The following is a 14,296-nucleotide window of genomic DNA, read 5'->3' as shown; positions in this document are numbered from 1 at the left end:
TTGTAATTGTTGTGAGAAGGGGGTGATTAATCAACCGCTAATCTCGTGTTTAATAAATAAACAGAAAAATGATCCTCCAATCGCGATCGTAATCACAAATGATACGAAAGTAACATGATAATGTTATTTTAATATCATTGTTGTGTGATTGTTTCTGAGAGGTAGTAAAATGGATATCGCTGTTATTGGCTCTAACATGGTGGATCTCATCACCTACACCAACCAGATGCCGAAAGAAGGGGAAACCCTGGAAGCACCGGCGTTTAAAATCGGCTGTGGTGGCAAAGGGGCGAATCAGGCCGTTGCGGCCGCGAAACTCAATTCTAAAGTGCTGATGCTGACGAAAGTCGGTGATGATATTTTTGCCGATAACACCATTCGTAACCTCGAATCCTGGGGTATTAACACCACCTATGTAGAAAAAGTTCCGTGTACCAGCAGCGGCGTCGCACCGATCTTTGTGAATGCCAACTCAAGTAACAGCATTCTTATTATTAAAGGGGCGAACAAATTTCTCTCTCCGGAGGATATCGATCGTGCAGCGGAAGATTTAAAAAAATGCCAGCTTATTGTCCTGCAACTGGAAGTCCAACTGGAAACAGTTTATCACGCGATTGAATTTGGTAAAAAGCATGGCATTGAAGTGTTATTAAATCCCGCACCAGCATTACGTGAATTAGATATGTCCTACGCTTGTAAATGTGATTTCTTTGTGCCGAATGAAACCGAACTTGAAATATTAACGGGGATGCCGGTTGATACTTATGACCATATTCGCGCAGCTGCCCGTTCCCTGGTGGATAAAGGACTTAACAATATTATTGTGACAATGGGTGAAAAAGGCGCGCTATGGATGACGCGTGACCAGGAAGTACATGTCCCGGCGTTTCGCGTCAATGCCGTCGATACCAGCGGCGCAGGCGACGCCTTTATTGGTTGTTTTGCCCATTATTATGTCCAGAGTGGTGATGTCGAAGCCGCCATGAAGAAAGCCGCCCTTTTTGCTGCGTTTAGCGTCACCGGAAAAGGTACGCAATCTTCTTATCCGAGTATCGAACAATTTAATGAGTTTCTTACCCTAAACGAATAATACTTCTGCATTGTAAAAGGTAGCACTATGAACGATAAAAACATCATTCAGATGCCCGATGGGTATCTGAATAAGACCCCTCTGTTCCAGTTTATTTTGTTATCCTGTTTATTCCCGTTATGGGGATGCGCAGCCGCATTAAATGATATTCTGATTACGCAATTTAAAAGCGTATTTTCACTCAGTAACTTTGCATCGGCATTAGTTCAGAGCGCCTTTTATGGCGGCTATTTTTTAATTGCGATTCCAGCGTCTCTGGTGATTAAAAAGACCAGCTATAAAGTGGCGATATTAATTGGCCTGACGCTATACATTGTTGGCTGTACGCTCTTTTTCCCGGCATCGCACATGGCGACCTACACCATGTTCCTTGCGGCAATCTTCGCGATTGCGATCGGTTTGAGTTTCCTGGAAACCGCAGCGAATACCTACAGTTCGATGATTGGGCCAAAAGCCTATGCCACGTTGCGACTGAATATCAGCCAGACCTTTTACCCGATTGGTGCGGCATCCGGCATTTTGTTGGGTAAATACCTGGTCTTTTCCGAAGGCGATAGTCTGGAAAAACAGATGGCGGGGATGAATGCCGAGCAGATCCATAACTTCAAAGTGCTGATGCTGGAAAACACCCTTGAGCCGTATAAGTATATGATTATGGTTCTTGTGGTCGTGATGGTGCTGTTTCTACTTACCCGTTTCCCGACCTGCAAAGTGGCGCAAACCGCGAACCATAAACGCCCGTCGGCGATGGACACGCTGCGCTATCTGGCGAGCAATGCCCGCTTCCGGCGTGGCATTGTGGCGCAGTTCCTGTATGTGGGGATGCAGGTAGCCGTGTGGTCATTCACTATTCGTCTGGCGCTGGAGTTGGGCGATATCAACGAACGTGATGCCTCTAACTTTATGGTCTACAGTTTTGCCTGCTTCTTCATCGGCAAGTTTATCGCCAATATTCTGATGACCCGCTTTAACCCGGAAAAGGTGCTGATTCTTTACTCTATCATCGGCGCATTGTTCCTTGCCTATGTCTCCCTGGCACCGAGCTTTAGTGCCGTTTACGTTGCGGTGCTGGTGAGCGTGCTGTTTGGACCCTGCTGGGCAACTATCTATGCCGGCACGCTGGATACCGTAGATAACGAACATACTGAAATGGCTGGCGCGGTGATTGTGATGGCCATTGTTGGCGCGGCCGTGATACCGGCGATCCAGGGTTATGTCGCGGATATGTTCCACTCGCTGCAACTCTCTTTCCTTGTCTCCATGCTGTGCTTTGTTTACGTGGGGATCTACTTCTGGCGCGAAAGCAAAGTGCGCAGTCTGGCTGAAGCAACTGCATCCTGAGGAGAACGATCATGACAACACGAATCACGCTGTGGCGGGAGCTCTTTAGCGAACATCCGCGAACCCTAATGCAGAACAGCGATTTCACTGTCACCGCATTTCGCTATGCCAGCGGTATGGAAGGGCTGAAGGTCCAGAACAGTCGTGGATACCTGGTTATTCTGCCCTGGATGGGGCAGATGATCTGGGATGCTCAGTTTGATGGTCACGATCTGACCATGCACAACATGTTCAGCCAGCCGAAACCTGCAACGGAAGTGGTCGCGACTTATGGCTGTTTTGCCTTCCATTCCGGGTTACTGGCGAATGGCTGTCCGTCACCAGAAGATGTTCACCCGTTGCACGGTGAAATGGCCTGTGCCGCGATGGACGAGGCCTGGCTGGAACTGGAAGGCGATAGCCTGCGTGTGACCGGACGCTGTGAGTATGTGATGGGATTCGGTCATCATTATCAGGCGCAGCCTGCGGTGGTGATGTGTAAAGCAAGTGCGCTTTTTGACATTCAGATGGCCGTCACTAACCTGGCATCTGTCGCGATGCCACTTCAGTATATGTGCCACATGAATTATGCGTACGTACCGGAGGCTACCTTTAGCCAGAATATCCCGGATGAAGCGCTGAAGTTGCGTGAATCTGTTCCGGCACATGTGAAACCCACCGAACAGTGGCTGGCGTTTAATCAACGGATCTTACAAGGTGAAGCGTCACTGACAACGCTCAATGAACCTGACTTTTACGATCCGGAAATCGTCTTCTTTGCTGACAAGCTGGACAGATACACGGATAAACCCGAATTCCGGATGATCGCCCCGGATGGCACCACGTTTGTTACCTGTTTTGCCAGTTCCGAACTCAACTACGTGACTCGCTGGATCCTTTATAACGGCGATCAGCAGGTGGCAGCATTCGCCCTGCCTGCGACTTGTCGGCCGGAAGGGTTCCTGGCTGCCAGGCGAAACGGTACTTTGCTTGAGGTACAACCGCAGCAAACCCGGTCATTTACGGTCACTACTGGTATCGTCTGAGCGCTCAAGGTTTGAATAGCAACGCGCTGGTACACAAAATTATTCAAGTTGCATCAAGGCGGTAAGACTGAGAATCCCCAGGCGCTTTCTTCAGTAAGCTCCTGGGGTGAAAAGACGCAGCTTGAAGGATGAAGTGTATATCGTTAAGGTAAGCGCGTTTTTTATACCCGCCAGGACAAAACCATGATCACCGTTGCCCTCATTGACGATCACCTTATCGTCCGCTCCGGCTTTGCTCAGTTGCTGGGGCTTGAACCCGATTTGCAGGTTGTTGCCGAATTTGGCTCCGGGCGAGAGGCGCTGGCAGGGTTGCCGGGACGCGGTGTGCAGGTGTGCATCTGTGATATCTCAATGCCGGATATTTCCGGGCTGGAGTTACTCAGTCAGTTGCCGAAAGGGATGGCGATCATCATGCTCTCCGTTCACGACAGCCCGGCGCTGGTGGAACAGGCGCTGAACGCTGGTGCGCGAGGTTTTCTCTCCAAACGCTGTAGTCCCGACGAGTTGATTGCAGCGGTACATACCGTCGCAACGGGCGGTTGTTATTTAACGCCGGATATTGCGGTTAAGCTGGCTGCCGGGCGTCAGGATCCACTGACCAAACGTGAACGACAGGTGGCGGAAAAACTGGCGCAGGGCATGGCGGTGAAAGAGATTGCCGCCGAACTGGGCCTGTCGCCAAAAACGGTACACGTACATCGCGCTAACCTGATGGAAAAGCTGGGCGTCAGTAACGATGTTGAACTGGCGAGACGGATGTTTGACGGCTGGCAATGAACACCTTTTTCTCCCGCTTAATCACTGTTGTCGCCTGTTTCTTTATCTTCTCCGCCGCATGGTTCTGTTTGTGGAGTGTCAGCCTGCATCTCGTAGAGCGTCCTGAGTTGGCGGTACTGTTATTTCCGTTCGGCTTGCGTCTGGGACTGATGCTGCAATGTCCGCGTGGCTACTGGCCTGTGTTGTTGGGGGCGGAATGGCTGCTCCTGTTCTGGCTGGCGCAGGAAGTTGCGCTGGCACATCTACCCCTTTTGATGATCGGTAGCCTGTTGACGCTGCTCCCTGTGGCACTGATCTCTCGCTATCGCCATCAGCGCGACTGGCGCACTCTGCTGTTACAGGGCGCGGCGCTGACCGCGGCGGCGCTGCTGCAGTCAGCTCCGTGGCTGGGGCAAGGTGGCGAGGCGTGGAACGCCCTGCTGCTGACGTTAACCGGTGGATTGACGCTGGCTCCTGTCTGCCTGGTGTTCTGGCACTATCTCACCAGTACCACCTGGCTGCCGCTTGGTCCGGCGGTGATTTCCCAGCCGGTGAACTGGCGCGGGCGGCACCTGGTGTGGTATCTGCTGCTGTTCAGCGTCAGCCTGTGGCTCCAGTTGGGGTTGCCGGATGAGTTGTCACGCTTTACGCCGTTCTGCCTGGCGCTGCCGATTATAGCGCTCGCCTGGCACTACGGCTGGCAGGGGGCGTTGATTGCGACGCTGATGAACGCTATCGCACTCATTGCCAGCCAGACCTGGCACGATCATCCGGTTGATTTGCTGCTCTCACTGTTGGCGCAAAGTCTGACCGGACTGCTGCTCGGTGCAGGCATTCAGCGTTTGCGCGAATTAAACCAGTCGTTGCAAAACGAACTGGCGCGTAATCATCGCCTGGCAGAACGCCTGCTGGAAACCGAAGAGAGCGTGCGTCGCGACGTAGCGCGTGAGCTACACGATGACATCGGCCAGACTATTACCGCCATTCGCACTCAGGCGGGCATCGTACAGCGACTGGCCCCGGAAAATGCGGGCGTTAAGCAGAGCGGGGCGCATATCGAGCAGCTCTCTCTGGGTGTCTATGATTCGGTACGCCGCCTGCTTGGGCGCTTACGTCCACGTCAACTGGATGATTTGACGCTGGAGCAGGCTATCCGCTCCTTGATGCGAGAAATGGAACTGGAGAGTCGCGGTATCGTCAGTCATCTTGACTGGCGGATAGATGAAGCCGTGCTCAGCGAAAGTCAGCGGGTGACGCTGTTTCGCGTCTGTCAGGAAGGTCTGAATAACATAGTGAAGCACGCTAACGCCAGCGCGGTAACGCTGCAGGGGTGGCTTCAGGACGAGCGATTAATGCTGGTGATTGAGGACGATGGCAGCGGCTTGCCGGTGGGCGTGAATCAGCAGGGATTTGGCCTGACCGGGATGCGAGAGCGCATCACTGCCCTCGGAGGTTCGCTTGCTATTTCCTGTACGCACGGTACGCGAGTTAGCGTGTCTTTGCCTCAGCGTTATGCGTAAGGAGCGACAATGTTTCAGTTTTTAAAAGCCCCGGCGAACGCGCCGCGCCTTACCGATAAACACGAGATCGATGCCCGTTACCGCTACTGGCGGCGGCATATTCTGCTGACCATCTGGTTTGGTTATGCGCTGTTCTATTTCACCCGCAAAAGCTTCAACGCCGCCGTGCCGGAAATCCTTGCCAGCGGTGTGCTGACCCGCAGCGATATTGGCCTGCTGGCGACGCTGTTTTATATCACCTACGGGTTGTCAAAGTTTGTCTCCGGTGTCGTCAGCGACCGCTCTAATGCCCGTTATTTTATGGGCATCGGGCTGATTGCCACCGGAGTAGTGAACATTCTGTTTGGTTTTTCTACTTCGCTATGGGCGTTTGCCGTGCTGTGGGCGCTGAACGCCTTCTTTCAGGGATGGGGTTCGCCCGTATGCGCCCGATTACTGACCGCATGGTATTCGCGTACCGAACGCGGCGGCTGGTGGGCGCTGTGGAATACCGCACATAACGTCGGCGGGGCGCTGATCCCAATCGTTATGGCGGCTACCGCGTTGCACTATGGTTGGCGTGCGGGAATGATGATTGCCGGGCTGATGGCGATTGTCGTAGGCGTGATCCTCTGCTGGCGACTGCGTGACAGGCCACAGGCGATTGGTCTGCCGCCGATTGGTGACTGGCGGCACGATGAGCTGGAAATAGACCAACAGCAGGAAGGTGCGGGGCTTAGCCGAAAAGAGATCCTCACCAAATATGTGCTGCTGAATCCGTATATCTGGCTGCTGTCGTTGTGTTATGTGCTGGTGTACGTGGTGCGTGCTGCGATTAATGACTGGGGCAATCTGTATATGTCCGAGACGCTGGGTGTTGATCTGGTCACCGCTAATACCGCAGTGACCATGTTCGAGCTGGGCGGGTTTATCGGTGCACTGGTTGCGGGGTGGGGCTCGGACAAACTGTTTAACGGGAACCGTGGCCCGATGAACCTGATTTTTGCCGCCGGAATATTACTCTCTGTGGGTTCATTGTGGCTGATGCCGTTTGCCAGTTACGTGATGCAGGCGGCGTGCTTCTTCACTACCGGATTCTTTGTCTTCGGCCCGCAGATGCTGATCGGTATGGCGGCGGCGGAGTGTTCGCATAAAGATGCTGCGGGCGCGGCAACCGGGTTTGTTGGGCTGTTCGCTTATCTGGGCGCGTCGCTTTCCGGCTGGCCGTTGGCGAAGGTGATGGAGGTCTGGCACTGGACCGGTTTTTTCGTGGTGATCGCCATTGCCGCAGGGATTTCTGCTCTGCTGTTGCTGCCGTTTTTGAATGCTCAGGCTCCGCGCGAAGTTAGTGAAGCGTGATGCACCTCACTTTTTTGCCCCGAGTGGGGCAAAACTAAGAAATTTTCCCGGTTTCACCTGGACGCTGTCTCAGGCGTGCCTCCCGGCTGATTTTTACAATGCCTGCCATTCGCAGGTATAAAAATTAGCTCGGGAGTGTCCTATGCTGGCCTTTCTAAACCAGGTGCGCAAGCCGACCCTGGATTTGCCGCTCGATGTGCGGCGTAAAATGTGGTTCAAACCATTCATGCAGTCCTACCTGGTGGTTTTCATCGGCTACCTGACCATGTACCTGATCCGCAAAAACTTTAACATCGCGCAGAACGACATGATCTCCACCTACGGGCTGAGCATGACGCAGCTGGGGATGATTGGCCTGGGCTTCTCCATCACCTACGGTGTAGGTAAAACGCTGGTTTCCTATTACGCGGATGGCAAAAACACCAAGCAGTTCCTGCCGTTTATGCTGATCCTCTCGGCTATCTGTATGCTCGGCTTCAGCGCCAGCATGGGCGCAGGCTCAACCAGCTTGTTCCTGATGATTGCCTTCTACGCGCTGAGTGGTTTCTTCCAGAGTACTGGTGGCTCGTGCAGCTATTCGACGATCACCAAATGGACACCGCGCCGTAAACGTGGCTCTTATCTCGGGATGTGGAATATCTCCCACAACCTCGGTGGTGCAGGTGCGGCAGGTGTGGCGTTGTTTGGTGCTAATGTGCTGTTCGATGGTCACGTGATCGGCATGTTTATCTTCCCGTCGATTATCGCCCTGATTGTGGGCTTTATTGGCTTGCGCTATGGCAGCGACTCCCCGGAATCTTATGGTCTGGGTAAAGCCGAAGAGTTGTTTGGGGAAGAGATCAGCGAAGAGGACAAAGAGACTGAAGAAAATGACATGACCAAGTGGCAGATCTTTGTTGAGTACGTGCTGAAAAACAAAGTGATCTGGCTGCTGTGCTTCTCCAACATCTTCCTGTACGTGGTGCGCATCGGTATCGATCAGTGGTCCACTGTCTACGCCTTCCAGGAGCTGAAACTCTCCAAAGAAGTCGCGATTCAGGGCTTTACCCTGTTTGAAGTCGGGGCGCTGGTCGGTACGCTGCTGTGGGGTTGGCTCTCTGACCTGGCAAACGGCCGTCGTGCGCTGGTGGCCTGTGTCGCGTTGGCATTAATCATTGCCACGCTGGGTGTCTACCAGCACGCCAGCAACCAGTACGTTTACCTGGCGTCGTTGTTTGCCCTTGGCTTCCTGGTGTTTGGCCCACAATTGTTAATCGGTGTGGCGGCAGTTGGTTTCGTACCGAAAAAAGCGATCGGTGCTGCCGATGGGATTAAAGGTACTTTCGCTTATCTGATTGGCGACAGCTTTGCCAAGCTGGGTCTGGGGATGATTGCCGATGGTACGCCAGTCTTTGGTCTGACCGGCTGGGCGGGGACTTTCGCCGCGCTGGATACCGCCGCTATCGGCTGTATCTGCCTGATGGCTATCGTCGCCGTATTTGAAGAACGTAAAATTCGCCGTGAGAAAAAGATCCAGCAGTTAAAAACCGCTTAAGTGTGTATTGGTAACTTTTGCCCGCCTCTGAATCTTATTCATCAGGGCTATCTTGCTTGTCATTTTGAACCAGGGCAGTGCTCGAAATCCTCAGGTACTATCTGTACATTCCGGTTTCTGCGCGCTGTCCGTGTTCAAACTGTCTGCGCCGATAACGCCCAATGAATAAAGTTCTCATAGCGGGCTTTTTTTATGCTTCGGATTCGCTGTTCCTTACGGCGAGTCAGCAATCTCCAGCGATGTAAACGTAAATGCTTCGCCATCAAATAATCCCTGGCTGGTGAGCTTTAGCGCGGGGATCACCGGCAAAGAGAGAAATGCCATCTGAATAAAGGGCTCATCGGGGAGCGTGCCGCACGCCCGACCTGCTGCTTTCAGTGAATCGATTTGTTCGGCCAGCGATTCTGCCGTATCAGTGCTCATCAGTCCGGCGACTGGTAGCGCTAAATGGCATTGAACTTCCCCATGACGAACCACGCATAAGCCACCGCCGTCGGCGATCACCTGATTAACCGCCACCGTCATCTCTTCAGCGCTGTGACCGATGACCACGATGTTATGGCTGTCGTGGCTGACGGTTGCTGCCAGCGCCCCCTCCTTCAGCCCAAACCCGCCTAATAAACCACAGGCAGGTGGGTGCTGATAGCCATAGCGCTCAAGAACAGCGATAAAACAAATATCATCACGATCAAAGCCGTCTTCCGTGTAACAGCATTTGCTGGCGGGGGTGATTAATTCGTTGGGGATGACTTCAATCACCCGATAGCATTTTCCTGGGGTGAAATGAAACCGAAAATCCGTGGCACGGACCAGTTGCCGTGCCACGGTGTTGCCGTATGGAGGCGCTGTACGCGCCAGCCTGGACGATTCGTCAGCTTTCAGCGCATCGGCATTGAGTGGTTCACCTTTAATAAAGACCTGTTGCACCGTGACGTTGTGGGCATCGCTGAGCAGGACAATATCCGCCTGTTTTCCAGGAGCCAGCAGGCCGAGATGGCGCAGGCCAAAATGTTGCGCAGCAGACCAGCTGGCGACGCGGTAAGCGATGTGAAGCGGTACGTGGTGCTGTGTAATGAGGCGTCGAATCAGTGCGTCAATATGCCCTTCGTGGGCGATCTCCCATGGGTTACGATCGTCGGTACACAGCATGCATTGTGGGCTATTTAGCGCGTTAATGAGCGGAGCCAGCGCGTCGAGGTTGCGGGCGGCAGAACCTTCGCGAATCATCAACGCCATTCCAAGCTGCAGCTTTCGTCGTCCTTCTTCTGGCAGGTAGCTTTCATGGCAATTTTCAATTCCGGCGGCAATGTAAGCGTTCAACGCTTTGCCTTGCAGGCCGGGGCTGTGACCGTCCAGCGTCAGATGTCGAAAGGCATCCATTTTATCAAGAAGTGCGTCCTGCCCGGCAATGACGCCAGGGTAATCCATTACCTCCGCCAGACCGGCAACGTGTGGATGATCCCGCCAGGTGAGCATTTGTTCAAGCGTAAAGCTGGCACCGTTGATGTCGCAGCCAGCCAGCGCCGGGACGCAGGAACTGATTTGAATATATTGATTTTGTGTTGCCTGTTCGGCGCAGCGGATAAACCAGGCAAGGCCAGTTTCCCCCATCACGTTGACGATTTCGTGCGGGTCGCAGATGACGGTAGTGAGCCCGCGAGGAAGCGTCGCGGTTTCAAAGGCCACAGGTGTCATCATGCTGGATTCAATATGCAGGTGAGCGTCGATAAAACCGGGAACTGCTGTTGCGCCGTGAGCATCAATACGCCGTAATGCACTGGCATGAGAATATTCCGGACCGATACCGGCGATATGCCGTTCTTTAATCAAGATTGGCCCTGGCATTTCTCCACCGTTGATCAGATCGAGAATTTTGACATTATCAATAATATAATCGGCAGGTGCGTCACCGCGAGAAACAGCCAGCAAATTTTGTCTTTGCTGACGGCTAATGTAATGAAATTTATCGTTAATCGTATTATTCATATTTTTCTCATTTTGATTTTATCAATTTGATTGTTATTTATCATTTAAGAATAGCTGTGATTATTTAAAGTTTATCGATTAACGTGCGTTTGCAATGTGATAACTATCACTGAATTAAGTATGCCATCTGTTTTAAAAAGAGACTGAATTTATACTCTCATCAATGGATGAAAAAAATGAATAATGAAATCAGTGATGATGTAAACGAGAGCTCAGGGTGGCTTGCGAGATTATTTAAGTTGCAACAGCACGAGACCACAGTACGTACAGAAATGATTGCGGGAATGACGACATTTTTAACGATGGTGTATATCGTTTTTGTGAATCCGCAAATACTGGGCGCTGCGCAAATGGACCCGAAGGTGGTGTTTGTGACCACTTGCCTGATTGCGGGCATCGGCAGTATTGCGATGGGACTGATTGCCAATCTGCCGGTAGCCCTGGCTCCTGCTATGGGGCTGAATGCCTTTTTTGCTTTTGTCGTCGTGGGGGCGATGGGGGTGAGTTGGCAAACGGGGATGGGGGCGATATTTTGGGGTGCCGTCGGATTATTTCTGCTTACCCTTTTTCGTATTCGTTACTGGATGATTTCAAACATACCCGCTAGCTTACGTATTGGCATTACCAGCGGTATCGGTTTATTTATTGCGTTGATGGGTTTAAAAAATTCAGGCGTTATTATTGCCAATAAAGATACGCTGGTAGCGATCGGTGATTTAAGCTCACATAGCGTATTGTTAGGTATTCTTGGGTTCTTTATTATTACGGTCCTGTCATCGCGTAATTTCCATGCGGCAGTATTGATTTCTATTGTTGTGACGTCATGTTGTGGATTGTTTTTTGGTGATGTTCAGTTCCTCGGTATATATTCTGCACCACCTAACATCAGTGCAGTGATTGGTGAGGTTGATTTACGCGGTGCGTTGTCGTTGAATCTGGCCGGTATTATCTTCTCGTTTATGTTAATTAATCTCTTTGACTCATCAGGAACATTAATTGGCGTAACAGATAAAGCCGGATTAATCGATCGTGACGGTAAATTTCCCAATATGAATAAGGCGTTGTACGTGGATAGTGTCAGCTCTGTTGCAGGGGCATTTATCGGCACATCTTCCGTAACGGCGTACATTGAAAGTACGGCCGGTGTGGCGGTCGGTGGACGCTCGGGGCTGACTGCCGTGGTGGTTGGTGCGCTATTCTTGCTGGTGATGTTTTTTTCACCTCTGGTCAGTATGGTGCCTGCCTATGCGACAGCAGGTGCGCTTATTTTTGTGGGTGTGCTGATGACCTCAAGCCTGGCGCGCGTTAGCTGGGACGATTTAACCGAGTCAGTGCCTGCCTTTATCACGACGGTGATGATGCCCTTTAGTTTTTCTATTACCGAAGGAATTGCGCTGGGTTTCATGTCGTATTGCATCATGAAAGTGTTTACCGGGCGCTGGCGTGAGCTGAATCTTTGTGTGGTCGCCGTGGCATTGCTGTTTGCGTTGAAAATCATCCTGGTGGATTAGTATTCGCAGTCTGTTTCCAGATATCATGAGCGCGGATAACGCAGGAGAACTCATGATCTGGATAATGCTGGCCACGTTGGTTGTTGTTTTTGTAGTGGGTTTTCGGGTGCTGACGTCTGGATCACGACGCGCGATTCGTCGCCTGAGCGAACGGTTGAGCATTGACGTCGTGCCGGTAGAATCGATGATCGATCAGATGGGAAAAGTGCAGGGAGAAGCGTTTTTACAGTATCTTCATCGGCCTGACGAATCGCATTTGCAAAATGCCGCCCAGGTGCTGTTGATCTGGCAAATCGTCATTGTTGACGGTAGTGAACAGAACTTGCTGCAGTGGCATCGATTGTTGCAAAAAGTCCGCCTGGCAGCGCCGGTTACCGATGCACAGGTGCGCCTGGCGCTGGGTTTTCTGCGAGAAATGGAGCCAGATATGCAGGAAATAAATGCGTTTCAGATGCGCTATAACGCCTTTTTTCAACCTGAAGATGGGGTGCACTGGCTGCACTGATATCATGCTTGTTTATGACGATTATTTTTAATCGTCATAATATTTATATCTATCTCCCGCACAGGGGCCCTCGTTACACTTACACGACGAGGTGCATCATGAAACAAGCGACTCAACACAGTGCGATTATCTGGCCGGAAACCTATCTGCCAGGTTCGACTGATAATTTTGCCTCACAAGCGCAGTAATCTTATCGTCGTTGAGAAGCGCATAATGCCTGGCTAACTCGCGAAATCCAGCGGGTTCATGGTTGTTAATGTTGGTCATATCCTGTTTGGCGTATCAATGCGTCGTTTTTATTATGCGATCTGCCGCGCAGCGCTATTGCAAATCCTGGAAAGTTGCCTAAACGTTAAATCCGTCACATTTTTAATGTTACACTGCGTGACTTTTCTACAGAAATACCACGCAGGTTACAAAATGAGTGACGTTATTGAACAAAAATCCCGCGCTGAGGTAAATGCCCGACCAAACTGGTCGGCGGTATTCGCCGTGGCGTTCTGTGTTGCCTGCCTGATAACCGTTGAGTTTCTGCCCGTCAGTTTGTTGACGCCTATGGCGCAGGACCTGGGGATTTCAGAAGGTGTGGCCGGACAATCGGTGACCGTGACGGCATTTGTCGCCATGTTTGCCAGCCTGTTTATTACCCAAATTATTCAGGCGACCGACCGCCGCTATATCGTCATCCTGTTCTCCGTGCTGCTGACGCTCTCCTGCCTGCTGGTTTCATTTGCTAACTCTTTTACGCTGCTGCTGATTGGTCGTGCCTGCCTTGGGCTGGCGCTCGGCGGTTTCTGGGCGATGTCGGCCTCGCTGACCATGCGTCTGGTGCCCGCCCGCACGGTACCGAAAGCACTGTCGGTTATCTTTGGCGCAGTTTCTATCGCGCTGGTGATCGCCGCTCCGTTGGGCAGCTTCCTTGGCGGTATCATCGGCTGGCGCAACGTTTTTAACGCGGCAGCGGTAATGGGGGTGCTGTGTATTATTTGGGTTGTTAAATCGCTGCCTTCGTTACCTGGCGAGCCATCGCACCAAAAACAAAATATGTTCAGCCTGTTGCAACGTCCTGGTGTGATGGCCGGCATGATCGCCATCTTTATGTCTTTTGCCGGGCAGTTCGCCTTCTTTACCTATATTCGCCCGGTGTATATGAATCTGGCGGGATTTGATGTTGATGGCCTGACACTGGTACTGCTGAGTTTTGGTATTGCCAGCTTTGTTGGCACGTCGCTCTCTTCTGTGATTCTGAAACGTTCGGTCAAACTGGCATTGGCAGGTGCGCCGCTGGTGCTGGCGCTCAGTGCGCTGGTATTGATCCTGTGGGGGAGTGACAAAGTTGTGGCGGCAGGCATTGCGATTATCTGGGGACTGGCGTTCGCTCTGGTACCGGTAGGCTGGTCGACGTGGATCACCCGCTCGCTTGCGGATCAGGCAGAAAAAGCCGGATCCGTCCAGGTCGCCGTGATCCAGCTTGCCAATACCTGTGGGGCTGCGGTTGGAGGCTATGCACTCGATAACCTCGGACTGCTGTCGCCCCTGATGCTCTCCGGCAGCCTGATGCTGCTGACGGCGCTTCTGGTGGCAGCGAAAGTACGCATAAAGGGTATGCAGTGATCGCCAGTTCTATTTGCCGTATGGTGTTGTAAATGCGTCATCCGGCCTACAATCGCAATACAGGCCGGATAAACGC

General features: G+C 52.1%; 11 protein-coding genes and 1 pseudogene. 10 read left to right on the top strand and 2 right to left on the bottom strand.

The window, feature by feature from the left end; all coding sequences use genetic code 11:
* The first annotated feature begins 169 nt into the window (after positions 1 to 169).
* The 7 genes from rbsK (at position 170) to uhpT (ending at position 8,604) form a co-directional block, all read left to right on the top strand.
* Positions 170 to 1,090: a ribokinase gene (gene rbsK, locus OGX98_RS03185; RefSeq protein ID WP_045448909.1), complete on the top strand. Its 921-nt coding sequence runs from the start codon at positions 170 to 172 to the stop codon at positions 1,088 to 1,090.
* Between the two features lie 27 nt (positions 1,091 to 1,117).
* The gene (gene fucP / locus OGX98_RS03180; protein ID WP_045448907.1) at positions 1,118 to 2,431 is read left to right on the top strand and encodes an L-fucose:H+ symporter permease; all 1,314 of its coding nucleotides are present in this window, start codon (positions 1,118 to 1,120) and stop codon (positions 2,429 to 2,431) included.
* Between the two features lie 11 nt (positions 2,432 to 2,442).
* Positions 2,443 to 3,456, top strand: a complete 1,014-nt coding sequence (locus OGX98_RS03175; RefSeq protein ID WP_286594815.1) for an aldose 1-epimerase family protein — start codon at positions 2,443 to 2,445, stop codon at positions 3,454 to 3,456.
* A gap of 183 nt (positions 3,457 to 3,639) precedes the next feature.
* Entirely contained in the window at positions 3,640 to 4,233 is a 594-nt protein-coding gene (gene uhpA, locus OGX98_RS03170) for a response regulator transcription factor UhpA (RefSeq protein ID WP_045448904.1), read from the top strand.
* Positions 4,230 to 5,732 (top strand): signal transduction histidine-protein kinase/phosphatase UhpB, encoded by a 1,503-nt coding sequence (uhpB, locus tag OGX98_RS03165; protein ID WP_286492938.1) that lies wholly within the window; start codon positions 4,230 to 4,232, stop codon positions 5,730 to 5,732. The genes uhpA and uhpB overlap by 4 nt, the downstream gene beginning before the upstream one ends.
* Before the next feature lie 9 nt (positions 5,733 to 5,741).
* Positions 5,742 to 7,070: an MFS transporter gene (locus tag OGX98_RS03160; RefSeq protein WP_048223172.1), complete on the top strand. Its 1,329-nt coding sequence runs from the start codon at positions 5,742 to 5,744 to the stop codon at positions 7,068 to 7,070.
* A gap of 142 nt (positions 7,071 to 7,212) precedes the next feature.
* Complete coding sequence (gene uhpT, locus OGX98_RS03155; protein WP_045448895.1) at positions 7,213 to 8,604, top strand: hexose-6-phosphate:phosphate antiporter UhpT; 1,392 nt, start codon at positions 7,213 to 7,215, stop codon at positions 8,602 to 8,604.
* A 213-nt stretch (positions 8,605 to 8,817) separates the two neighbouring features.
* Here the strand turns inward: uhpT and adeD are convergent, their stop codons facing one another.
* Positions 8,818 to 10,590 (bottom strand): adenine deaminase, encoded by a 1,773-nt coding sequence (gene adeD / locus OGX98_RS03150; RefSeq protein ID WP_045448894.1) that lies wholly within the window; start codon positions 10,588 to 10,590, stop codon positions 8,818 to 8,820.
* Between the two features lie 176 nt (positions 10,591 to 10,766).
* Between adeD and OGX98_RS03145 the strand changes: the two genes are divergently transcribed.
* Positions 10,767 to 12,101, top strand: coding sequence for an NCS2 family permease (locus tag OGX98_RS03145; protein ID WP_045448892.1), 1,335 nt, complete (start codon positions 10,767 to 10,769; stop codon positions 12,099 to 12,101).
* A gap of 52 nt (positions 12,102 to 12,153) precedes the next feature.
* Complete coding sequence (locus OGX98_RS03140) at positions 12,154 to 12,606, top strand: DUF1198 family protein (RefSeq protein ID WP_045448890.1); 453 nt, start codon at positions 12,154 to 12,156, stop codon at positions 12,604 to 12,606.
* Positions 12,607 to 12,732: 126 nt separating this feature from the next.
* Here OGX98_RS03140 and OGX98_RS03135 read toward each other — a convergent pair.
* Positions 12,733 to 12,888, bottom strand: a pseudogene (locus tag OGX98_RS03135) (type II toxin-antitoxin system RelE/ParE family toxin); the annotation flags it as partial.
* A 138-nt stretch (positions 12,889 to 13,026) separates the two neighbouring features.
* Between OGX98_RS03135 and nepI the strand changes: the two are divergent.
* Positions 13,027 to 14,220 carry a purine ribonucleoside efflux pump NepI gene (gene nepI, locus OGX98_RS03130; RefSeq protein ID WP_048223494.1) on the top strand — a complete coding sequence of 398 codons (1,194 nt, stop codon included), beginning with the start codon at positions 13,027 to 13,029 and terminating at the stop codon, positions 14,218 to 14,220.
* Positions 14,221 to 14,296 lie beyond the last annotated feature (76 nt).

The sequence above is a fragment of the Citrobacter sp. Cm046 genome, from assembly GCF_030333065.1.
Lineage (GTDB): Bacteria > Pseudomonadota > Gammaproteobacteria > Enterobacterales > Enterobacteriaceae > Citrobacter > Citrobacter murliniae.
This window is presented reverse-complemented; position numbering and strand designations above follow the sequence as displayed.